The following is a 22086-nucleotide window of genomic DNA, read 5'->3' as shown; positions in this document are numbered from 1 at the left end:
TTTTGAACCCTTCGGGGATCGGGCGCACACTCATGCGGCGGTGCGCAGGAGTCGTTCTTGGAAACGGTCGAGACGGCAGGTCGGGTGGAGGTCGGGGCGCGGGCACGCGCCGATGACGACCTGCGCCTGCTCGCCCGGATCAGGCGGCGCGACCTCAAGGCATTCGAGGCGCTCTACCGTCATTACCAGCCGCGCCTGACGCGGTTCCTGATGACACTGTTGCGCCGGCCGCATCTGGTGGAGGAGGTGCTGGACGACACATTGCTGGTGCTGTGGGACCGGCCCGACAGCTTTGCGGGCAGGAGCAAATTGTCGACGTGGCTGTTCACCATCGCCTGGCGGAAGGCGATGAAGGCGCTGCGCAGGCAGGACGAGCCGATCGAGGACCCGTTCGCGGACAGCCGCATGAGCCCCGACCGCTCGCCCGAACAGACCGCCGGGGACCAGCGGATGCGCGCGGCGTTGCTGGAGGCGCTCGCCGCCCTTTCGCCCGAACAACGGGCGGTGGTCGACCTCTGCTATTTCCACGAGATCGGCTATCGCGAGATTGCGCAGATCATGGACTGCCCGGTGGACACGGTGAAGACGCGGATGTTCCATGCAAGGCGGCATCTGCGGCGCGAACTGGCCGGCGAATTTGGCGACTGGATCTGAAAAGCCCATGGCCGACATCCTTTCCTTTCGCGGCGATCCGCATCGGGCGACCGAAATGCTGCTGCCCTGGTATGCGTCCGGGCAACTGGACGAGGATGACAGGGCCGTCGTCGACGCGCATCTGAGCCAGTGCGACCTGTGCAGGGCGGCGCTGGAACGGGAAAGGCGGTTGAAGGCGCAAGTGGCCGGGCTGCCGGTCCGGGCCGATCTGGGCTGGGAGAAGCTGCAACGCCGCCTCGCCCCCGATCGGGCCGCGCGGCGCTTGCCCCTGCCGCGAACGGTCCTGACCTGGCCCGCCCTGACGGCGTTCGCCGCGGCGCAGGCGGCGCTGTTGCTGGGAGCGGTGACGCTGTTCCGCCCACAGGGGCCGCAAGCGGCGTATCGCACGCTCGGCGCTCCGGCCGCGCGCGGGAACGGCAATCTCCTCATCATGTTCCGGCCCGATACGCCGGAGCAGGAAATGCGCCTGGTCATCGGCCGCGCGGGGGCGAGGCTGGTCGACGGCCCGACCGCTGCCGGAGCCTATGTGCTGGACGTCGCACCCGCGCGGCGGGAGAACGTGCTCGCCGACCTGCGGACGCGGCACAGTGTCGTGCTGGCCCAGCCGATCGAGGCGGCGCCATGATCGGGCGCATGATCCGCACCCTGTTCCTTGGCCTGATCGGCGTCCTGATGACGCCGATTGCCGGTCATGCCGCGGAGGGCGATCGGATCCTGGTGATGCTGCGCCTGCCGCCGCCGCATTTCCGGTCCGGCGGCGCCTATGCCGGCGGCTATGGCGACAGGATCGGTCACGGCCAACTGATGCATGAGGCGCGGCGCATCGCCCGCGACCATCATCTGACGCTGGTGACGGACTGGATGATGCCGGTCATCGACCTCGACTGTTTCGTGATGCGCGTGCCGGGCGGCATATCGGCGGACGCCATGGCGGAGGAGGTGTCGAAGGACAGCCATGTCGCCTGGTCCCAGCCCATGCATGACTATCAGACGCTCGCAACAGCGGAGGGGGCAGGACCGGACAAGGGGGAACCGGCGGGGCATGACGATCCGCTCTATCCCGCCCAGCCCGCGCGCATGCTCTGGCATCTCGACGCCGTCCACCGGCTGGCGACCGGACGCTCCGTCACGGTTGCGGTGATCGACAGCGGCATCGACGCACGCCATCCCGATCTGGCAGGGCAGATCAGAGCCAATGTCAATCTGGTCGACGGCCGGGCCTTTGCCGCCGAGGCGCATGGAACGGCGGTCGCGGGCATCATCGCGGCGCGGGCCGACAACCGGATCGGCATCGCGGGCATCGCGCCCGGCGCACGGCTGCTGGGGCTGCGCGCCTGCTGGCAGACGGGGCCCTCCGCGATGGCGGCATGCGACAGCCTGAGCCTTGCCAAGGCCCTCCATTATGCCATCGACCGCAGGGCGCCGATCATCAACATGAGCCTGGGCGGCCCGCCCGACCGGCTGCTGGCGATGCTGCTGGACGCGGCCATGGCGCGCGGCGCTTCGGTCGTGGCGGCTTATGACCCGCGCCGGCCGGACGGCGGATTTCCCGCCTCCTGGCCCGGCGTCGTCGCCGTGTCGGGGGTCCCGCTGTCGGGCAGGCGGGCCATCTATGTCGCACCGGCCGCCGGCATTCCCGCAACCGAACCGGGCGGAAAATGGGGGCTGGTCGACGGTACGTCCTATGCCGCGGCGCAAGTGAGCGGCCTCATCGCCTTGATCGATCAGGCGCGGGGGCATAGTCAGGGACGAGGGCAGGAACGATCCATGTTCGTCCTATCGGCAGGAGGGATGATCGATGCGCTCGCCACGGTGCAGGGCAAAGCAGGATGCGAAGGCGCCTGCCGATCCCCGCTGGCGGCGGCGGGTCGCGACTAGCTTTCTCCTGGGCGCGGTGCTTGCCGGTCCCGCGACCGCACAACTGGGCGGCAGCCTGACCCTTTCCAGCCAGGCGCGGCTGCGCGGCCAGCCGATCGGCGATCACCGCCCCGTGGCCGAACTGGAGCTGGTCCATGACGCCGCCGGCGGCTTCTATATCGGCGGATCGGCGACGCTGGTGGCGACGCGCGACGAGGGGGTAAAGCCACTTTCCTTCCGGCAATATGCGGGGTTCGCCAGGCACCTGTCGCCCGCGACGGCAATCGATGTCGGCATGGTCCATAGCGGCTATACCAGCTATTCCGGAATTGCGGGCGGTGGCAGCTATACCGAAGCCTATGTCGGCATGACCGGCCGCCATCTGTCGGGGCGACTATATTTCTCGCCCGGCTATTTCCGGAAGGATGAGCCGACGCTCTATGCGGAGCTGAACGGCGATCTCGACCTTGCGCCGGACTGGTCGCTTGTCGCCCATGCGGGGCGGCTGACGCATCTGAAGGCGCATGCGGACAGGGGCGACCGGGATGCGACCGACTGGCGGATCGGCCTGCGCCGCCATTTGGGGCCGGTCGATCTGGACGCCGCCTGGACCGGCCATGCGCAGGATCGGGCCGCTTATGGCGCGGGGGACCGTAGCGACGGCGCGCTGGTGATCGCCCTCTCCTGCGCCTTTTGAACCGAAGACGGGTCTTGCGGCACAAAAGCCGCGTCATGCCCGTCACGGCCAACCTTTCAGCGGATCGTCCCCTCCCCATGCTGCGCTGGGCGGGGCAGGCGTTGACGGGCGCCGTCGCGCTGCTGTTGCTGGCGATGGCGTTGCGCATGAACCGCGACTGGACCGATCGCCACCTGCTGCCCGACATCATCGTGCCGAGCGACTGGCTGATGATGATCGTGCAGGTCGAGCGGTTGTTGCTGGTCGCGCTGGCCGCCGTCCTGCTGCTCGCCATGCGCCGGATCGGCGCGCGGCGAGGGATCGCCATCGCCATGGCGGTCCTGCTGGCCCTGCCGGCAAGCGAACTGGTCATGCAATACGCTTCCGGGCGAAAGGGGCAGGCATGGAATCCGAGCGATGAGCCGCTGCGCCGGGCGGACCCGCTGATCGGATGGACCTACACCCCCTCCCGCTGCGCGGGCGATCCCGAATATGCATGGCGCCCGGTCTATTGCATCGACGGCCAGGGCTATCGCGTGGCGTCCAGCGACATGCCATTCGACCGGGCGGCACCCGCGATCCTGTTCGTGGGGGAATCGATCCTGTTCGGCAAGGGCCTCAACTGGCGCGACAGCGTGACGGGACAGGTGCAGGAACTGAGCGGCATCGCGAGCGCCAACCTCGCCGTCAATGCCTATTCGCTGAGCCAGGGCTTCCTCCATCTGAAGCGGGAACTGCCGCGATTCCGACGCCCCGTGGCAGTGGTGATCCTTTTCACGCCCAGTCTGATGATGCGCGAACTCGACCGGAACCGTCCCTGGATCGACAGTGCCGGGCATTGGCATCGGGCGACGGGAACATGGGCGCTGAGCCATCTGGGCCGGGTGTTGTTTCCCTATCATGGTGCGGCCGCCATCGATGAAGCGGTGGCGGCCGACCGCCGCCTGCTGAGGGCCGAAGTCGCGCTGGTGCGGGCGCGCGGCGCGCGGCCGCTGGTCCTGGTGCCCGTCTTCCAGCCCGAAGGGCCGCGCGAACGCGCGCTTCGCGCGGCGATCTTCAACGGTGCGGCCATTCCCCATCTGGTCGTGCCGCTGGGCCAGCACTGGCGGCTTCCCGGCGATTCCCATCCGGACGCCCGCGCCCACCGGATGATGGCGCGCGCCCTGTGGACGCGATTGCGGACCGAGACGTCCTAGGGCGATTTCCAGTCAGATGGCATCATCTGACTGGAAATCGCGGCAAATAAAAGACTTAGAGCAGCCGATCTGATTCAATCAGATCGGAATCCGCTCTCATCCCCGGCCTGGACGATGGGGCAGATGAGACGGAAATGCGCGCCCTGCGCCGATGGCATGAGTTGCAGCTTGCCGCGATAGGCATCCAGCAGCGACCGGGCGATGGCGAGGCCGAGGCCGGTGCCGCCCTTTTCCCGCTTGCTGGTGAAGAAGGGATCGAAAATCCGGTCCCGGTCCGCCTCTGGAACGCCCGGCCCGTCGTCGGCAAGGGCGATCCAGACCTGATCGTCCTGCCATGCCGCGCTGATGTCCAGCCGTGACGCACCCGCCTGCCGCGCATTTTCACACAGGGTCGCGAGAACGCTTTCCAGCGCATCGGCGTCGACCGCGAGGGGCGGCATCATCCCGGGCAGATGCAGGCCGATGGCGAATGTCTCGTTCGCCATCGCATCGGCCACGGCCGCCAATACGGGTCCGGCATCGGCCCGCGCGCCGCTTTCGCCCACGAGCACGTCCGCCCGCGCCAGTTCCATCAGCCGCCGTACCATCCGCGACAGCCGTTGGGCATCGGCCGCCATATTGCCGAGGAAACGTTCCCGATCGGCGGGCGCCATGTCGACGCCATGATCCTGCAACAGCTCGATCGCGCCGGAAATGCCGGCCAGCGGCGTCTTGAACTCATGGCTGAGCGAGGAGGCGAAATCGCGCAGATAGCGGGAACGCTTGCCGATGCTGTCGGCCATCTGCTCGAAATCCTGGTAGAGTGCCCGTATCTCGACCACCTGCAGGGACGGATGGCGCGGCGTGATCCGCCGCCCTGAGGCGAGTTCCCTCGTCGCGCGGCTCAAGCCTTCGATCGGCCGGACGATGGCGCGCGACAGCACCGCCGAGAGCAGCACCAGCAGCAGGAAGATCGCCACCACGCCTAGCGCGATCTTGCCCCGGTCCTCATAGAGCCCCAGGAACAGCGCACGGGGAGAGCGCGATACCAGCAGCACGCCGATGACTTTCCCATCGAGGCTGATCGGGCGTGCGTGATGCAACCGGATGTTCGACGCCCGGCTCAACCATTCGAGCGGATAGCGGGTGACCATCCCCTCATTCTCCCGCAACACCGTGACGGATCGCCCAGCCAGCGCCGCCCGGATTTCCGGCAAGGCGGCGAGGCTTCGTCCCCCCTCCCGTCCGTTCAGCACGATGCCGCGCCGGTCGAGCATGAGGATGGAGGAAAGGGTCGTCATCTTGGTTTCGGCAAAGGCCGGCATCATCCGCCGGGCGATGGCGATGGCGGCGCCGTCCGGCCGGTCCCGCGTCGGTGCGGCGGACGGACGTGGCGGCAATATGGGGGAGGAGCGCAAATCCACCTCCGTCATCCGGTCATGATAGCGCACCGTCGCCGCAGGCGCGGCGGGTGTGGCCGTCAGCCCGCTGCCCACCACCGAAGCGCTGGCGGCCAGCGCGGCGCCCTGCGCCACCAGTTCCGCCTCCGTGCGGCGCACCAATGCATTTTCATAGACGCGCAGGAAGATCGCGCCGAGGCCGGGCAGCGCGGCCACGAACAGCAGCGTTCCGAACAATATGGTGCGCAGCCGCAGGACCGGCCAGTGCCGGGCGATCCATGCCTTCACCTTCAGGATCATGCAGCCCCTATCATGCCGTCAGGTCCGTTCCGCCGCATGCCCCCAGCCGATAGCCGATGCCGGCCCGCGTCTCGATGAGGTCGATCCCGCCCACATCGCTGAATTTGCGGCGGAGGTTGCGGATATGGCTGTCCACCGTCCGGTCGGTGAGGGCAAAGCCCGGTCCCCGGAAACGGTCGATGATCTGGTCGCGCGAAAAGATGCGGGACGGCATGGCGAGCAGCGTCCGCAATATGGTGAATTCCGTCACGGTCAGGCCGACCTCCAGCATGCCCCAGTGGGCCGACCAGCTTTCGGTATCGAGGCTGAGCAGCCCGTGGCGCATGACGCCGACATTCTCCACCACTGGCGGGCGGGCAGCGGTGCGGCGCAGGATCGCCATGGAACGCGCCACCACCTCGCGGGGGGAGAAGGGCTTCACCACATAATCGTCGCCGCCCAGTTCGATGCCCAGCACCCGGTCGATCTCATCGTCGCGGGAGGACAGGAAGAAGATCGGCACGTCATTTTGCGCGCGCAGCCTGCGGCACACCTCCAGCCCGTCCATGCGCGGCATGTTGATGTCCAGGATGACGAGGTCGGGCGCATGGCGTTCGACCTCGGCCAGTGCCTGCTCGCCATCGGCGGCCTCGATCGTGCCCAGCCCCGCCTTGCCGAAGGCGAAGACGAGCAACTGGCGGATATGGGGGTCGTCATCGACGATCAGGATGGTGCTGGGCATGGGGCATAGGATCATTTCCCTATCTCCCCTGTCAACGCATGCACGGCCTTGGCGTCGACGGATTCCGCCTGCGCCGGTGCGACGGGATCTTGAGGCGGTGGCAAAAGGGCGCCGGCGCAGCCGCGCGCTCCGGATGGCGCGGCGGCGGCCGGACTATTTCGCGCCCGCTTCAGCCGCATCTGCCCCAACAGGGTCCAGCCTTGCCGCTGATCCTGCGCCAGTGCGTCGTGAATGCGGACGCGCACCGCTTGCACATGTTCACGCAATGCCGGCTGCAAATCGGTCCGCCGTTCCAGATCGATCAGCGGCAGCAGAGCGGAGCCCCCCAATCCGCTCAAATAGCAAAGATCGAGCGCCACGCCCCGCCCGCCGACCTCGCGTGCGTGGCGGACATTCCACTGCGCCGCGACGGCGCCGAGATCGACGAAGCAGGCAACCGCCAGCACCAGCCCCACCGCCGCCAGATTGACGTTGATCAGCCAGGCCGCGCTCCGTTCCCGCAGCAGCCGCCAGCAGATCGCCGCCAGTCCCAGGGCCACCAGCGCCATCCATGCCAGCGCGGCGATCCGCAGGCGAGTGAGCGAATAGGCCTCGATATAATCGATCGTCCGCAACATGGACGAGGCGACGAGGAAGATATTCTGCCCGATCCATAGCATCACCAGATTGCGGATCGCCTTCGTCCGCGCGGTTTCCGATCCCGGACGCAGCGTCACCAGCACGAACAGCGCCGCCAGCAGCGCCGTCGCGATCAGCGGATAGGCGCCGCGATGGGCATAGTCCGCCATGGACATGCCCGCGGGCATCGGTGCCAGGCCCCAGAGCCAGGCCATGTCCATCAGATTCTGGAGCGCGAAGATCAGGTTGAAGAGGAGGAGCGAGAGCGTCACCGACGCGACCGACACCCCCGGCAGGACAAGATCGCCGTGGCCCCCGAAGGCCGGCAGCAGGCGCCGTGCGGGGCGGGGGCGCAGAAGGCTCCACATCATCAGGAACAAAAGGCCCCAGAGGATCAGACGCCCGATCAGTTCCAGCGACAATTCGGGCCACAGCAGTGACGAGAGGAAGCGTTCGATCAATGGGTTCGCGGCCGAAAACAGCGCCAGGATCACCACGCTCCCCATCAGCGGCAGGGCCAGTACCGCCAGCACCGCGCCGAGGTTCCAACGCCCCGATCGGCTGGCGGCCCGGATCTTGAGGAAGCGCCGCAGGTCGATCAAGGGGACGAAAGGCGTGCGCACCCCTTGCCAGATCAGACGCTGGCACCAGCGCCAGCCATCATCGAAGCGCGCCGTTGCCGGCAGCAGCGTGGCCATGCTCGCCGCCGCCCAGAACAAGGCCAAGGCAAGAAGGCTCGCATCATAGACCAGTGCGAGCGCGAACAGGCCGGCGGCCGACAATGCCGCCCAGGCGCGCCTGTCATGGCGCACCGCCGGTCGGCCGGTCCACAGCGCGATCAATAAGGCGAGCGCGAAAAGCCCGTAAAATCCGCCATATAAATGCCGCTGGTAGAAAAGCCAGTCGCCGATCGCGACGACGACCAAGGTGGGCACCAGTTTCCATCGGAAACGCCCGGCCAAGGGAAAGTTGTGCATCCATCTGTCTCCCCGAATGTCAGGGAAAGATGCGTCATGCCCAAGCAGGCAAGCCGGTGCTGCCGATCAATAATTGGCGCAGAAGCCGTGCAGGACATGTGCAAGCGGCAGAATTCCTTCAGCTCGCCCAACTCGCCGATACGGAAAGGGTCAGGACGGGCGCGGCTGAATGACCGCGTCCTCCCGTTTTTCGGGCCGGATGTAGATGGAGGTCAGTTCGGGAATGGCACGTTTCATCGCGCTTTCCAGTTCCTCGATCAGGCTTTCCGCCCGGCCCATCGGCAGTTCGTCGGCAAAGTCGGCGCTGATCGCGACGAAGACCGCATCCGGGGCGGTATGGATGGTGCGGACATGGTTGACGGCGGTGATCTCCGGCCGCTGGTCGAGCAGGCGCCAGACCGTCTCGACGATGGCGCCGTCCGCGCTTTCCCCGATCAGCAGCCCCTTGGCCTCCCGCGCCAGCAGGATCGCCACCCCGCCCAGCACCAGCCCGATGGCGATGGAGGCGATGCCGTCCAGCCTCGGGTCGGCAAAATGATGGCTGGCCCAGACCCCGATCGCCGCCATCACCAGTCCGACCAGCGCCGCGCTGTCCTCGAACAGAATGATGAAACCGGCGGGGTCCTTGGACCGGCGGATCGATTGCCACCAACTGCTCGGTCCGCGCTTCCTGCCGAATTCGCGGACCGCGATCGTCCAGCTACTCCCCTCCATGGCAAAGGCGATGGCAAGGACGATATAGTTGACGACGGGATCGCGCAGCGGCTCGGGCGCGCGGATATGGAGCCAGCCTTCGTAGATCGAGACGCCCGCCCCCACGGCGAAGATCAGGATCGCGACCACGAAGGCCCAGAAATAGAGTTCCCGCCCGTAACCGAAGGGATGGGCCGCATCGGCAGGGCGCTTTGCCTGCGCCTGGCCGTAGAGCAGCAGCAACTGGTTGCCGCTGTCGACCAGCGAATGCACCCCCTCCGTCAGCATGGAGGAGGAACCCGTCAACGCCGCCGCGACGAATTTGGCGATGGCGATCCCGACATTGGCGACCAGCGCGCCGTAAAGAACGATATTTTCACGAAAATGCGCGGCGCGCCCGATTTTCATCCCGCCTCTCCCTCGCGTCGACCGACGAAGAGAACTCTCCGGCAGACGATGAGTTCTTCGACGATGAGAGGAGATTTGCAATGACGCAAACGCAGGACATGATTCATGAAGACGCGCTGCCGGGGCATGAAAGCCGGCTGGAGCCGAAACCGGAATGGGAACCGCGCTATCCCGGTTCGGGCCGCCTGGCCGGCAAGACCGCCGTCATCACCGGCGCGGACAGCGGCATCGGCCGTGCCGTCGCCGCGCTTTTCGCCAGGGAGGGCGCGGATGTCGCGATCGTCTATCTGTGCGAACATGAGGACGCGGAACGGACCGCCGAGATCGTCCGGGCAGAGGGGCAACGCGCCCTCACGCTGGCAGGCGATCTGGGCGAAAAGGATTTTTGCGACGATGCCGTTGCGCGGATCGTCGAGCAATTCGGCCGCATCGACATCCTCGTCAACAATTCGGGGGAGCAGCATCCCGACAGCGACATCACCGACATCAGCGAGGAACAGCTTCGCCGTACCTTCCAGACCAACATATTCGGCATGTTCTTTCTGACGCAGGCGGTGCGGCCGCACCTCAAACAAGAGGCGGCAATCATCAACTGCACGTCCGTCACCATGTATCAGGGGTCGAAGGAACTGCTGGATTATTCCAGCACCAAGGGCGCGATCACCGCCTTTACCCGGTCGCTCTCCGAAAATCTCGTCGGGGACGGCATCAGGGTGAATGCCGTGGCGCCGGGACCGATCTGGACGCCGCTCAACCCCAGCGGCGGGGCGAGCCCGGAGAAGCTGGCACATTTCGGCGAGAACACGCCGATGGGAAGGCCGGGCCAGCCCAATGAAGTCGCGCCGTCCTTCCTGTTCCTGGCCTGCGCGGATTCCAGCTACATGTCCGGCCAGGTGCTGCATCCCAATGGCGGGACGATCGTCAACGGATAGGGGTTATCTCAGGCGGCGCCGATGCGGACATGGCGACGCTCGGCGGCGGAACCATAGATCGCCTCGATCACGCGCATGTCGGCCAGCCCTTCCTCGCCAGGCACGATCGGCGTCGCGCCCGTGACAACGCATTCGGCGAGATGATCGAGTTGTGCCGCGAACTGGTTCTTGGCCGGCACGGGCAGCGTTCGGGGCATGACCGCATCCTGTTTGCGGATGCGCATCGCATGGCCGCTATAGGGGGTGGCCGGTTCCATATCGATCCAACCCTCCGTCCCGATGACGCGATAGGCATTATGGGCCGAACTGTAGCTCGATATGCAGTTCGCCTCGATCCCGGAGGGGAAGCGCAGCAAGAAGCTGATGCGGTCCTCGACCGTGCGGAAGCGCGGATCGCTGCGGTCGGTGGAATCGATGGCGCTCACCTCCACCGGTTCCTCCCCGGTCAGATAGCGCGCCGCGTTGAGGCTGTAGATGCCGATGTCCATCATCGATCCGCCGCCCGACAGCGCCCGGTCGAGCCGCCACTGATCAGGCCGGATCGGAAAGCCGTGCTCCGCCGTGATCAGCCGGGTGGAACCGACATGACCGCCACGCGCGAGATCGATAGCCAGCCGATTATGGACCTCGAAACGCGAGCGATAGCCGATCATCAACCGGGTGCCCGCCTTGCGGCAGGCCGCGATCATCGCCTCGCATTCGCCGACCGATATCGCCATCGGCTTTTCGCACATCACATGCTTGCCTGCCTGCGCGGCGCGGATGCTGTATTCGGCATGCATCGCATTGGGCAGCACGACATAGACGACATCGATATCGGGATTATCGCGGATGCGATCGAAATCGGCATAGCTGTAGCGGTGGGTGGCGGGGATGCCATATTGGGCGCCATATCGGTCGAGCTTGGCCGGCGTGCCGCTGACGAGGGCGACCAGGCGCGCATGGTCGCAGCCCGCGAAATTGGGCATGATCTGGCGTGTGGCATAGGAACCCAGACCGACAACGGCATAGCCGATCCGGCGGTCGGCCGCGATAGCGTGCCGGGGCATCATTGCCGCCGCGACCAGCCCCACGCCAAGGCCGCCGATCATGTCCCGCCGATTGCTATCGGGCATTGGATTCCTCCTCCTCCGCCCGGAATCGGTGGCGCACAGGTTCAGCAATGGGGCGGAATCAATCCGCGGAGCTGGAACGCCAGCCCATATTGCCCGCCGCGACCGCGACCTGCGTCCGGTTGCGGACATTGAGCTTGCGCATGAGCGCGGTCATATGGACCTTCACCGTAGCCTCCGCCATGCCCAGCTCATAGGCGATCTGCTTGTTCAACAGGCCCGAATGGACGCAGCGCAGCACCTTGATCTGGGTCGGGGTCAGATGGGGAGGTGGCGACTCATATCGCCGCGGCTCGTCCTGCCCCGGATAGTCATATTCGGGGCGATCGAGAATCTCGTGCAGAGCTGTGCCGAAAACCATCTTCCTCTCCTGTCCGCGATTGACCTGGGTTTGCGCCCCGGATTCGTATTAGCGCTAACAATAACGGAAGTGGTCTGACAGGTTCAAGAAAAAATTTCGAATATATCATAAATTTCGTGGTTTTTCAGTCAAACCACCTTATAAGCTGTCCAACAGATTTTTCGGGCCGGGATTTCGCCGGATACCGGATTCCAGCGGTCAGGGAGGGAGAGGATGAGGGTTTCGCTTCGTCGACGCATCAACGCCGCACGGTGCAGCCGGTGACGCCGGAGGACGGCCGGCTGATCCTTTCAGCCATTATCGGCATCGCCTTGTCCATCACGCTCATCATCCGAGGGCGGCTGCACCCCTTTGTCGGCCTGCTGTGCGGTGCCTTCACGGTCGGGCTGCTGGCGGGCCTGCCGATGGAGGAAACGGCCAAGGCCGTGGAAAAGGGCGCCGGCACCATATTGGGCGGGACGGGCCTGGTCGTGGCTTTGGGCCTGGGCCTGGGCGCGATGCTGCAACTGTCGGACGGGGCGGGTGGATTGGCACGGGCTGCGCTGCGCCTGTCCGGGATCAGGGGCGCGCCCTGGGCGAGCCTGTGCACCGCGATCGTCATCGGCCTGCCGCTCTTCTTCGAAACCGGGCTGGTGCTGCTGCTGCCGATCGTGGCCTCCGCGGCGGCGGCGCTGCCGCACGGCCAGGATGATGATACGGCCAAACTGCGCCTGATGCTGCCCGCCCTTTCCGGCCTGTCGGTGGTCCATGCGTTGGTGCCGCCCCATCCCGGCCCCCTGCTGGCGGTCAATGCGCTGGGCGCCAATCTGGGCCTCACCCTTCTTTATGGCCTGATCGTCGGCATCCCCACAGCGATCATCGCGGGGCCGCTGCTGGCGCGCTTCACCGCGCCGGGCGTGAAGCTCAGCCCGCCACTGCTGGAGCCGGTGAAGGCCGACGTCCCCCCACCATCCGTCGGCCGCGCGCTGACGGCGGTGCTGCTGCCGGTCGTGCTGATCGCGGCGGGCCAGGCGGTTGCCATGCTGCCGCCCACCGTCGCCGTCCATTTCCATTGGCTCGGCTGGGTCAGCGATCCGGTGGTCGCGCTGCTGGTGGCGGTGCTGGTCGCCCTGCCCCTGCTGTTCGGCCGCCGCATCACCGACCGGACCATCCAGAACGCGATCTGGACCGAGGCGATGACGCCCGCGGGCGGCATATTGCTGGCGATCGGGGCGGGCGGCGCACTCAAGCAGGTGCTGGTGACGGCCGGGCTGTCCGACATGCTGGTGCGGCTGGCCGACGGCGGGGCGATCTCGCCCATCCTGCTCGCCTGGGGCGTGTCGGTGTGCATCCGGCTGGCGACGGGATCGGCGACGGTGGCGACGATCACCACGGCGGGCGTCATGCAGGGGCTGGTCGCCGCGTCCGGCGTGGAGCCGGAATGGATGGTGCTGGCGATCGGCGCGGGTTCGCTGTTCTTCTCGCACGTCAATGATCCGGGCTTCTGGCTGGTGAAAAGCTATCTCGGCACCGACATGCCCGGCACGTTCAGGACCTGGTCGATCATGGAAACCGTGGTGGCGGTGGTCGGCCTGCTGTTCGTGCTTGTGGCCAGCAGCATCTTCTAACAAGGGGTTGCCATGAACCAGGCACGCCTTTCCGACCAGGCCTATGCGGGCATCGTCGAGATCATCAAGTCCGAGGAGTTGGAGGTCGGCGCGCGCCTGCCATCCGAAGCGCGGCTGGCCGAGATGTTCGGCGTGTCGCGTGCCATCGTGCGCGAGGCATTGGTCCGGCTGGCATCGGACGGCATCACCGAGGCGCGGCGCGGCGCGGGTTCCTTCGTCAAGAGCCGCCCCTCCGAACGGCTGGCGGCCTTCATGCCGTCCACCGAACTGCCGACGACGCTCGGCAGCTACGAGGTGCGCTTCGTGCTGGAGGCGGAAGCGGCCAGGCTGGCGGCGACCCGCCGCACGCCCCAGGAAATGGTGCATATCGAGGACGGCATGGCCACGCTGCGCGAGGCGCTGCTGTCGAGCGAGCCGGCCCATGCCGAGGATATGGAACTGCACCGCCGGATCGCGGAAGCGACGGGCAATCCCGCCTTTGTCATCGCCTTCGACGCGCTCTGGAACGATGTCGAGAAGATCATGCGCGCGGGCGTCGACATCTCCCGCTCCCGCCCGCCCGAGGTAATCGCGACCATGCTGCGCGAGCATGAAGTGATCGTCGCCGCCATCCGTGCGCAGGACCCGGAGGGCGCGGCGCTGGCCATGCGCTGGCATCTGTGGGAAGGGCGGCGGCGGCTGATGCCTTAGAGCGCGTTGCGATTGAGTTTATGGCCGATATCGGCGACTTTCGGCCGAAATTCACAGTGTATGCGCGCGCGTGCCTGGGCGCGCGTAGGCGTGGTGAGGATCTGCCCGACGTTTCAAAGAGGGCTGCGGGATAGGCCCGCTGGCGCGCAATAGGACAGGCTCAATCCCGTCCTGTCAGAGAAATAGGATGTTTTTTTTGAATGCTGTGGCCTTTGGGTTACGCATGATGCTCAGCCCGTCTCCAGCTTCAAGGTCCAATGATGGAAGGGGGGTCTGAAAGCGACCAACCATGGTCATTCCAGCCGTATTCGGCGCAATCCGGAAGCGGTCGCTTAGCGGGATCAGATTCGCTTAACGACCGGCAGCTAGCAATGATCTGTCAGCGGGGGGCAACGTAACAAAGGTTGGGGGGAGCGGGCACTATTCCAAGAGGGTAATCAACGCATCCGTGCCCGCTTTAATGCCGCCGGAGAGATCTCCTTTCCGGAAGCTCGGAAGGATTTTCTGATCGATAATTTGTTGGCAGGCCCCATCAGACAGTCGCTTCTCGAAGCCATAGCCAACAGCTATTCGGACCTTGCGCTCATTCGGTGCGACAAGAAGAACCACGCCATCATTATGGCCTTTGCGCCCAATTCCCCAGCTGTTCGCTAAGTCTCTCGTGTAATTGGCAACATCGCGTCCACCGAGCGAGGACACTGTCACGACAACCAGTTGATGCTGCGTTTTCTGCTCTAGCTTCGCTAGCCTGTCACTCAGGTTAACCCGCTCTTGGGGCGATAGGACATGAGCCGCATCGGTCACGCGGCCAGCCAACGGCACGGCTGCTATAGAGGTCGCAGAATTTTCGCTTTCAGTTCCGGTCGCTGGAGCACTGGTCGCCTGCCCATTCGAGCACGCAAGCGTAAACAGCACTGATGCTATGGCAATTCCTCGAAGCGATCGTCTCATGTGGGCATGGTGAGGTGCAGTTGCGGGACCGTCAATGTCCGTTTTGTCGGCGTATCCGGAGAAGCCGCTTCGTAGAGAATTTAGCCGGAAGCTGCCAAACCGGAAACCACCCATAACCGCAGTCTCGCTATCGCCCTAGCCAGCGCAAGGCTGCATCGCGCAAAAGATCGGGCGCGTCATCCGTGTTGAGGATCAGAACCTGCTCTTCGGGCAAGGGCCGTTCCAATGTAGCGAACTGACTGTCGAGCAGGCTGGCGGGCATATAGTGGCCGGACCGGTCCCCCAGCCGCGCCAGCAGCTTCTCCCGGCTGTTCTCCAGCAGGATGAAACGCACGGGAACCCCGATCGCGCCGCGCAGCCGGTCGCGATAGCTCCGCCGCAAGGCCGAACAGGCGGCGACCGTCATGCCCTGCGCGGCAGCTCTATCGGCGGCGGCCTTTCCCACGCGGTCCAGCCAGGGCCAGCGATCCTCGTCCGTCAGGGCGCGACCGCCGCGCATCTTGGCCACGGCTTCGGGCGAATGAAAGCTGTCGCCTTCCAGAAAGGGGCAGTCCAGCGCCTGCGCCAGGAGCGCGCCAAGGGTCGATTTGCCGCAGCCACTCACTCCCATGACGATGATGGCAAGGGGCGACGCCGGAACAGGATCGAGAGAAGGTAACAAGGCGGCTTTCTCGCGGACGAGCGACGCGCTCGGCATCGCGTTGATTTCGCATCGCTATAGGAGGACCGCCACGCCCATGAAACTACGACCTTCGTCGCAAGTGCCAGCGCCTGTTCCACACTTTAGCCATGCAGGTGATGAAGGATAAGCGGAAGGTGCGGCTATGATCGGACGCGGCATGATGGCCGTCTTGTTGGCGGCGACGGCTCTTGCCGGGGCAGGCGACGCCCGGGCAGCGGGTCAGTCCGTCTTTCCGGTGGCTCCCGATGAGCCCCATGCCGTGACCGTGAAGGCGAAGGGAGACGGGCGAAGCGACGATGGCGATGCCATCCAGCAGGCGATCGACAAGGCGCGAGACCGAACCGGGCATGGCATCGTCTTCCTGCCGTCTGGCCGCTATCGCATCACCCGCAGCCTGATCGTCCCGCCGGGCGTGCGCATCTACGGCGTGGGGCCGACGCGCCCGGTGATCCTGCTCGCCGCCAACACGCCGGGCTTCCAGCAGGGCGTGTCGACGATGATCGTCTTTGCCGGAGGCGACCAATATAATGTCGGCCAGGTGCCGGTTCCCGTCCCCACCGTCGTGCCGCGCGAGAAGATCGTCCGCGACGCCAATTCGGGCACTTTCTATTCGGCGATGAGCAATGTCGACATAGAGATCGGCGCGGGCAATCCGGCGGCGGCAGGCGTGCGTTTCCGCATGGCGCAGCATGCCTTCCTCAGCCATATGGACTTCCGCCTGGGGTCCGCCTTCGCCGGGGTCTACCAAGCCGGAAACGTCATGGAGAATGTCCATTTCCAGGGCGGCCGATACGGCATCGTTTCCGAAAAAACCTCCCCCGCCTGGCAGTTCACCCTGCTCGATTCGAGCTTCGACGGGCAACGCGACGCGGCGATCCGCGAGCATGAGGTCGACCTCACGCTGGTCAACGTCGCCATCCGCAACACGCCGGTGGGGATAGAGATCGACCGGGGTTACAGCGACAGCCTCTGGGGCAAGGATGTGCGCTTCGAAAATGTGTCGAAGGCGGGCGTCGTCATCTCCAAAGAGAAGAATGTCTTCACCCAGATCGGCTTCGACAATGCGCTGGCGGTGAACAGCCCGGTCTTCGCCCGGTTCCGCGACAGCGGGCAAGCGGTCAACGGCAAGGGCAAGGCCTATAGGGTCGCATCCTTCTCCTACGGTCTTGCCGTGCCCGCGCTCGGCCGGATGGGCGAGTACCGGACCGAGGCGGACATCCAGCCGCTGCCCGCCATGCCCGCGCCGCGAGCGCCCGCCATTCGCGACCTTCCCGACATGGCGCAATGGGTCAATGTCCGCACCCTGGGGGCAGTGGGCGACGGCAAGGCGGACGACACCGCGGCGCTCCAGAAGGCCATAGACAGCCACCGCATCCTCTATTTCCCGACCGGCTTCTACAAGGTCACCGACCGGCTGAAACTGCGACCGGACAGCGTGCTGATCGGCCTGCACCCGGCGATCACCCAGCTCTATATTCCCGACAACAACCCGGCCCATGCGGGCCTTGGCCCCGTGCTGCCCATCCTGGAAAGCCCCAAGAGCGGCGACAATATCCTTTCGGGCCTCGGCCTCTTCACCGGCCGGGTGAACCCGCGCGCGTCCGCCCTGCTGTGGCGGTCCGGCGAAAACAGTCTGGTGGACGACGTCAAGATCATGGGCGGCGGCGGCACACCCACCGCCGATGGCACCATGCTCGGCAGCCTGCGGGTCCATACCGGCGACCCGGTCACCGACGACCGGCTGGACGCGCAATATCCCAGCATCTGGGTCACGGACGGGGGCGGCGGCACCTTCGTCGACGTGTGGAGTCCGAACAGCTTCGCGCAGGCCGGTTTCTACGTCACCGACACCAATACGCCCGGCCATGTCTATGAAATGTCGGTCGAGCATCATGCCCGTAACGAATTCGTCCTCGACAATGTGCATAATTGGGAGTTTCTGGCGCCCCAGACCGAGCAGGAAGTGGGCGACGGCCCCGACGCCATCTCGCTCGACATCCGCAATTCCAGCAATCTGCTGTTCGCCAACTATCATGGCTATCGCGTGACGCGCACTTACGCGCCGGAAAAGAGCGCGGTCAGGCTGACCAATTCGGGCGACATCCGCTTCCGCAACGTCCACATCAACGCCGAAAGCGGCTTTGCGACCTGCGATGACGAGGGCTGCGGCACCTTCCTGCGGGCGAGCAAATATCCGTTCGACAATGCGATAGAGGATGTGACGCGCAAGCTTTTCGTGCGCGAGCGCGAATTCGCCAGTCTGGACATCGGACCGGCAGGCAGTTCCATTCCCGCGCCGACCCCCGGCAGCACGAAGGTCGAGAAGCTGGAGGACGGTTTCTGGTCGATTTCCGGCGCAGCGGTCGATGCCAGGGGGGCGCTGTATTTCATCGACCGGCGGTTCCAGCGCATCCATCGCTGGAGCGAGGGCAAGGGGTTGGAGGTGGTGCGCGACCATGCGCTCGATCCGGTCAATCTGGCGATCGACGCGTCCGGCCATGTGCTGGTGCTCTCTTCGCTCGGCGCCAAGGCGGGTGTCTATTCCTTCGATCCCGACGGGCCCAAGGACCGGTTCACGCTGATCGAACCAACGCCGGTTCGTGCATCTTCGGGCGCCAAGACGCTGCTGCCGGTCAATTGGTGGAACAATGGCGAATTCCGCGACCAGCTCGATCATAAAAGCCATGAATTCACGACGCTGGCGGACATGTTCGCGCGTGACGCGGGCACGGCCAAGAGCCGCGAATATGTTTCCCCCGACGGCAGCCTGTCGCTGCCTGCGTTCCGCGTATGGCAGCAAGGGCCGACGGATCATACCGGCTGGCGCTGGTCCGACAGCCTCAACGCGAACGGACTGGTCGGCGGCAAACAGGGGGAGCGGCTGTTCGTCACCAACGGATCGGAGAATATCACCTATAGCGGCAGGATCGGCGCGGGCGGCGCGCTGACCGACCTCAAACCCTTCACCAATCGCGGCGGCGAAAGCGTGGCGGTCGACGGAGAAGGCCGCGTCTATGTCGCCAACGGGCAAGTCTTCGTCTACGATATGGACGGCAAGGAAACAGGGCGGATCGACGTGCCAGAGCGTCCCTTGCAGATCCTGTTCGGCGGCGCGGACCGGCGCACGCTCTTCATCCTGACACACCATGCACTTTACGCCGCGAGGCCCTGAAAAGCGTGTCTCCGCCGCACCTACGACCTATGTCGTAAGTGCGGCGGCCGGAGCGTCACGATATTCTTGAGGGGATCGCCCGCCATGGGCGCGGACCGCGCCGGGAGGGCGGCCGAAGGACAAAAAAGGGGATGGATCGATGAAAGCCGCAATTCAGCTTGCCAGCGTCAGCCTTGCCGTGATGGCATTCGCCAGCGTGGCGGGGGCCCAGACGCCCGCGCCGTCCGCAGTGGGCGCGCCACAGACGGAAACGACCGGCCAGGCACCCGCGGGCAATGCCGACATCGTCGTCACCGGATCGCGCATCACCACCAGCGGCTTCAACGCGCCCACGCCGACCACGGTGATCGGCGAGGAGCAGATCGCCAAAAATGCGCAGCCCAATATCTTCACCACCATCGCGCAACTGCCCTCGCTCCAGGGATCGACCGGCGCCGCGACCGGCACGTTCAGCACGTCGAGCGGGTTGCAGGGTCTCAGTTCCTTCTCCCTGCGCGGTCTCCAGCCGATCCGCACGCTGACGCTGCTCGACGGCCAGCGCGTCGTCGGTGCGAACGTGACCGGCGTTCCCGACATCAGCATGTTCCCGCAATTGCTGGTGAAGCGCGTCGACGTGGTGACGGGCGGTGCGTCTGCCTCCTACGGCTCGGACGCGGTCGGCGGCGTCGTCAACTTCATCACCGATACGCGGTTCGAAGGGTTCAAAGGCAATATATTGGGCAGCATCACCAAATATGGCGATGATGAAACCGGCCTGGTGCAGGCGGCCTGGGGCAAATCCTTCCTCGACAACCGCCTGCATGTCGTGCTGAGCGGCGAATATGACCATGAGGAAGGCGTGGGTCCGGGCGATTTCGGCACCGACCTGGCGGGCAGCCGCGACTGGTATCGCGCCACGACCCTGATGAACACGGGCCAGACCAATAACGGCCTGCCGCAATTCAACTATCGCGACTATGCCCAGCCCTATCAATATGCGCGCTATGGCCTGATCAACAACGGGCCGTTGCAGGGCATCGCCTTCGACCAGAACGGCACGCCCTATAATTTCAACTATGGCTCGGGCGGCCAGCCCCTCGGCAACGGCCAGGTTTCCAACTGCTTCCGCGGCAACAGCTTCTGTGTCGGCGGCGACCTGTCGGGGGCGCCGGGTTCGGGCGCTTCGCTGAAATCGGCACTGGAACGGATCAACGGCTATACCCGGATCGGCTACGACTTTGCCGACGACAATGAAGCCTATGTCTCGGTCAACGTCGCGCAGGTGAAGACCAGCAACCAGCCCAGCCCCGGCTATAACCGGCCCAGCCTGACCGTCCAGTGCGCCAATCCCTTCCTGCCGCAACTCATCCGCGACCGCTGCGCCACGGCGGGCATCACCCAGTTCAGCTTCGGCACCAGCAACGGCGCCTTCCCCGACCCCAGGGTGCATACCGACCGCAGGCAATATCGCTTCGTCGGCGGCCTCAAGGGCAAGTTCGCCATGGCCGGGACGGATTGGAATTACGATGCCTATTATGAGCATGGCATCACCATTTCCGATATCCGGGTGCAGGACATCGTCCTCCAGAACCGCTATGTCGCCGCGACCAATGCGATCACGCTCAACGGCGCGATCGTCTGCGCCGATCCGGCCGCGCGGGCGGCGGGGTGCCAGCCCATCAACGTCTTCGGCGGCTTCGCCCCATCGTCGGCGGCGCTCGCTTATGTCGCGCCCCACGAAAACGGACCGTTCCAGCACACGAAGCTGACGCAGGACGTCGCCAGCCTCAATTTCTCGGGCAATCCGTTCGACCTGTGGGCGGGGCCGGTGTCGGTCGCGTTCGGTGGCGAATATCGCCGCGAATATTATCGCGTGAACGCCGACCCCTATGGCGCGGGCGTCTCGGCGATCAGCCCGAACAGCGAGGACTATCCGGCCGATCCGCTGCTCAATTCCGCGCAGGGCAGCAATTGGGCGGCGGGCAATTACAAGAATGGCCACGGCAAATATGATGTGTGGGAAGGCTATCTGGAAGTCGACCTGCCGCTGATCAACAGCGACTCCATGGGCCGCGCGAACCTGAACGGCGCGGCGCGCGTCACCCATTACAGCACGTCGGGCACGGTCTGGACGTGGAAGGTCGGCGGCACCTGGGACACGCCGCTCGACGGCATCCGCCTGCGCGCGGTGACGTCGCGCGACGTGCGCGCGCCCAACCTGTCGGAACTGTTCGCGGCGCCGACGGTGACGACGCTCCCCAACTTCAACGATCCCTTCCGCAACCAAGCGGTGCAGGTGTTCCAGAACACGATCGGCAACACCAACCTCAAGCCTGAAGTCGCACGCAACACCGAACTGGGCATCGTCCTGTCGCGGCCGTCCTGGCTACCGGGGCTCAGCCTGTCGTTCGACTATTACAATATCAAGCTGAACGGCGTCGTCTCCACCCTCTCGGCCGACCAGATCGTCCGCTTCTGCTTCGAGGGCAATCAGGCCTTCTGCGGCGGCTTCCAGCTCGACGGGGCGCAGGGCACCAATTTCGTCAACGTCCAGCCCTTCAACCTCGCCTCCTGGAAGACGAGCGGCTTCGATATCGAGGCAAGCTATCAGTGGCAGCAGCCGCTGGGCCTGCCGGGCAGCTTCACGGTGCGCGCGCTGGGCACGCATATCCGCAAGTTCATCGTCAATGCGGGCATCGCCGGCGTCGATCCGGTCGATCAGGCGGGCGCGAACAACGGCAATACGCCGGACTGGAAATGGCTGGCGGTACAGACCTATGACAGCGGCCGGTTCAGCTTGACCGTGCAGGAACGCTGGATCAGCGACGGCACCTTCGGCAATCAATATGTCGTCTGCCAGTCGTCCTGCCCGACCTCGACGACGAACCATCCGACGATCGACTATAACAAGATGAAGGGCGCCTTCTATGTCGACATCGGTGCGACCTTCAAGATCGGCGACAGCCTGACCATCTATGGCAAGGTCGACAATCTGTTCGACAAGGACCCGGTGCCCGCGCCGCAGACCAATACCGGCCTCGACATCAACCCGGCGCTTTATGATACGCTGGGCCGCATCTACCGCGCGGGGATACGCTTCAACTTCTGATCCTGCCTTTCT

18 protein-coding genes are annotated in these 22086 nt (G+C 65.4%); 10 read left to right on the top strand and 8 right to left on the bottom strand.

Features of this window, described 5'->3' with window-relative positions; all coding sequences use genetic code 11:
• The first annotated feature begins 57 nt into the window (after nt 1–57).
• From YP76_RS19625 to YP76_RS19605, 5 genes are read left to right on the top strand one after another with little or no spacing between them, the layout of a single operon-like run.
• Nucleotides 58–654 carry an RNA polymerase sigma factor gene (locus YP76_RS19625; protein ID WP_046765250.1) on the top strand — a complete coding sequence of 199 codons (597 nt, stop codon included), beginning with the start codon at nt 58–60 and terminating at the stop codon, nt 652–654.
• A gap of 7 nt (nt 655–661) precedes the next feature.
• The gene (locus YP76_RS19620; RefSeq protein WP_046765249.1) at nt 662–1279 is read left to right on the top strand and encodes an anti-sigma factor family protein; all 618 of its coding nucleotides are present in this window, start codon (nt 662–664) and stop codon (nt 1277–1279) included.
• The gene (locus YP76_RS19615) at nt 1276–2532 is read left to right on the top strand and encodes a S8 family peptidase (RefSeq protein WP_052757505.1); all 1257 of its coding nucleotides are present in this window, start codon (nt 1276–1278) and stop codon (nt 2530–2532) included. Before YP76_RS19620 ends, YP76_RS19615 begins: the two co-directional genes overlap by 4 nt.
• Nucleotides 2453–3208 (top strand): TorF family putative porin, encoded by a 756-nt coding sequence (locus tag YP76_RS19610; RefSeq protein WP_046765248.1) that lies wholly within the window; start codon nt 2453–2455, stop codon nt 3206–3208. Before YP76_RS19615 ends, YP76_RS19610 begins: the two co-directional genes overlap by 80 nt.
• 35 nt (nt 3209–3243) lie before the next feature.
• Nucleotides 3244–4383 (top strand): hypothetical protein, encoded by a 1140-nt coding sequence (locus tag YP76_RS19605; protein WP_232307647.1) that lies wholly within the window; start codon nt 3244–3246, stop codon nt 4381–4383.
• 74 nt (nt 4384–4457) lie between these two features.
• Here YP76_RS19605 and YP76_RS19600 read toward each other — a convergent pair whose 3' ends face one another.
• The 4 genes from YP76_RS19600 to YP76_RS19585 all read right to left on the bottom strand — a co-directional run bounded on the left by YP76_RS19600 (nt 4458) and on the right by YP76_RS19585 (nt 9479).
• Entirely contained in the window at nt 4458–6062 is a 1605-nt protein-coding gene (locus tag YP76_RS19600; protein WP_046765246.1) for a sensor histidine kinase, read from the bottom strand.
• Nucleotides 6063–6072: 10 nt separating this feature from the next.
• The gene (locus YP76_RS19595; RefSeq protein WP_052757504.1) at nt 6073–6783 is read right to left on the bottom strand and encodes a response regulator transcription factor; all 711 of its coding nucleotides are present in this window, start codon (nt 6781–6783) and stop codon (nt 6073–6075) included.
• Between the two features lie 11 nt (nt 6784–6794).
• On the bottom strand, nt 6795–8378 hold the full coding sequence (locus YP76_RS19590; protein WP_084733273.1) for a DUF4153 domain-containing protein: 1584 nt from the start codon (nt 8376–8378) through the stop codon (nt 6795–6797).
• Nucleotides 8379–8528: 150 nt separating this feature from the next.
• On the bottom strand, nt 8529–9479 hold the full coding sequence (locus tag YP76_RS19585) for a cation diffusion facilitator family transporter (RefSeq protein ID WP_046765244.1): 951 nt from the start codon (nt 9477–9479) through the stop codon (nt 8529–8531).
• Nucleotides 9480–9559: 80 nt separating this feature from the next.
• Between YP76_RS19585 and YP76_RS19580 the strand changes: the two genes are divergently transcribed.
• Nucleotides 9560–10411 (top strand): SDR family oxidoreductase, encoded by an 852-nt coding sequence (locus YP76_RS19580; protein WP_046765243.1) that lies wholly within the window; start codon nt 9560–9562, stop codon nt 10409–10411.
• An 8-nt stretch (nt 10412–10419) separates the two neighbouring features.
• Here the strand turns inward: YP76_RS19580 and YP76_RS19575 are convergent, their stop codons facing one another.
• Nucleotides 10420–11526: a Gfo/Idh/MocA family protein gene (locus tag YP76_RS19575; RefSeq protein ID WP_046765242.1), complete on the bottom strand. Its 1107-nt coding sequence runs from the start codon at nt 11524–11526 to the stop codon at nt 10420–10422.
• A gap of 58 nt (nt 11527–11584) precedes the next feature.
• A complete protein-coding gene (locus YP76_RS19570) occupies nt 11585–11884 on the bottom strand; it encodes a response regulator transcription factor (protein ID WP_232307646.1) in 300 nt (99 codons plus the stop codon).
• A 260-nt stretch (nt 11885–12144) separates the two neighbouring features.
• On the opposite strand from YP76_RS19570, the gene YP76_RS19565 reads away from it, so the two are divergent.
• Together YP76_RS19565 and YP76_RS19560 are read left to right on the top strand one after the other, a co-directional pair.
• Nucleotides 12145–13491, top strand: a complete 1347-nt coding sequence (locus YP76_RS19565; protein WP_046765341.1) for a GntP family permease — start codon at nt 12145–12147, stop codon at nt 13489–13491.
• A gap of 12 nt (nt 13492–13503) precedes the next feature.
• Entirely contained in the window at nt 13504–14181 is a 678-nt protein-coding gene (locus YP76_RS19560; RefSeq protein WP_046765241.1) for a FadR/GntR family transcriptional regulator, read from the top strand.
• A 420-nt stretch (nt 14182–14601) separates the two neighbouring features.
• Here YP76_RS19560 and YP76_RS28370 read toward each other — a convergent pair whose 3' ends face one another.
• Nucleotides 14602–15132: a TPM domain-containing protein gene (locus tag YP76_RS28370; RefSeq protein ID WP_046765240.1), complete on the bottom strand. Its 531-nt coding sequence runs from the start codon at nt 15130–15132 to the stop codon at nt 14602–14604.
• Nucleotides 15133–15259: 127 nt separating this feature from the next.
• Nucleotides 15260–15742, bottom strand: coding sequence for a gluconokinase (locus YP76_RS19550; protein WP_084733284.1), 483 nt, complete (start codon nt 15740–15742; stop codon nt 15260–15262).
• Nucleotides 15743–15956: 214 nt separating this feature from the next.
• Here YP76_RS19550 and YP76_RS19545 point away from each other — a divergent pair, with 214 nt between their 5' ends.
• A complete protein-coding gene (locus YP76_RS19545) occupies nt 15957–18986 on the top strand; it encodes a glycosyl hydrolase family 28-related protein (RefSeq protein WP_046765238.1) in 3030 nt (1009 codons plus the stop codon).
• A 139-nt stretch (nt 18987–19125) separates the two neighbouring features.
• The gene (locus YP76_RS19540; protein WP_046765237.1) at nt 19126–22074 is read left to right on the top strand and encodes a TonB-dependent receptor plug domain-containing protein; all 2949 of its coding nucleotides are present in this window, start codon (nt 19126–19128) and stop codon (nt 22072–22074) included.
• Nucleotides 22075–22086: the final 12 nt, after the last annotated feature.

The organism is Sphingobium chungbukense (assembly GCF_001005725.1).
Lineage (GTDB): Bacteria > Pseudomonadota > Alphaproteobacteria > Sphingomonadales > Sphingomonadaceae > Sphingobium > Sphingobium chungbukense.
This window is presented reverse-complemented; position numbering and strand designations above follow the sequence as displayed.

What these genes read in the sequence shown, in the direction of transcription:
- YP76_RS19620 (WP_046765249.1), top strand. Translation starts at nt 662, where the DNA reads ATGGCCGACATCCTTTCCTTTCGCGGCGATCCGCATCGGGCGACCGAA.
- YP76_RS19595 (WP_052757504.1), bottom strand. Translation starts at nt 6,783, where the DNA reads ATGCCCAGCACCATCCTGATCGTCGATGACGACCCCCATATCCGCCAG.
- YP76_RS19545 (WP_046765238.1), top strand. Translation starts at nt 15,957, where the DNA reads ATGATCGGACGCGGCATGATGGCCGTCTTGTTGGCGGCGACGGCTCTT.
- YP76_RS19610 (WP_046765248.1), top strand. Translation starts at nt 2,453, where the DNA reads ATGCGCTCGCCACGGTGCAGGGCAAAGCAGGATGCGAAGGCGCCTGCC.
- YP76_RS19550 (WP_084733284.1), bottom strand. Translation starts at nt 15,742, where the DNA reads ATGGGAGTGAGTGGCTGCGGCAAATCGACCCTTGGCGCGCTCCTGGCG.
- YP76_RS19575 (WP_046765242.1), bottom strand. Translation starts at nt 11,526, where the DNA reads ATGCCCGATAGCAATCGGCGGGACATGATCGGCGGCCTTGGCGTGGGG.
- YP76_RS19585 (WP_046765244.1), bottom strand. Translation starts at nt 9,479, where the DNA reads ATGAAAATCGGGCGCGCCGCGCATTTTCGTGAAAATATCGTTCTTTAC.
- YP76_RS19580 (WP_046765243.1), top strand. Translation starts at nt 9,560, where the DNA reads ATGACGCAAACGCAGGACATGATTCATGAAGACGCGCTGCCGGGGCAT.
- YP76_RS19615 (WP_052757505.1), top strand. Translation starts at nt 1,276, where the DNA reads ATGATCGGGCGCATGATCCGCACCCTGTTCCTTGGCCTGATCGGCGTC.
- YP76_RS19560 (WP_046765241.1), top strand. Translation starts at nt 13,504, where the DNA reads ATGAACCAGGCACGCCTTTCCGACCAGGCCTATGCGGGCATCGTCGAG.
- YP76_RS19605 (WP_232307647.1), top strand. Translation starts at nt 3,244, where the DNA reads ATGCCCGTCACGGCCAACCTTTCAGCGGATCGTCCCCTCCCCATGCTG.
- YP76_RS19600 (WP_046765246.1), bottom strand. Translation starts at nt 6,062, where the DNA reads ATGATCCTGAAGGTGAAGGCATGGATCGCCCGGCACTGGCCGGTCCTG.
- YP76_RS28370 (WP_046765240.1), bottom strand. Translation starts at nt 15,132, where the DNA reads ATGAGACGATCGCTTCGAGGAATTGCCATAGCATCAGTGCTGTTTACG.
- YP76_RS19590 (WP_084733273.1), bottom strand. Translation starts at nt 8,378, where the DNA reads ATGCACAACTTTCCCTTGGCCGGGCGTTTCCGATGGAAACTGGTGCCC.
- YP76_RS19570 (WP_232307646.1), bottom strand. Translation starts at nt 11,884, where the DNA reads ATGGTTTTCGGCACAGCTCTGCACGAGATTCTCGATCGCCCCGAATAT.
- YP76_RS19540 (WP_046765237.1), top strand. Translation starts at nt 19,126, where the DNA reads ATGAAAGCCGCAATTCAGCTTGCCAGCGTCAGCCTTGCCGTGATGGCA.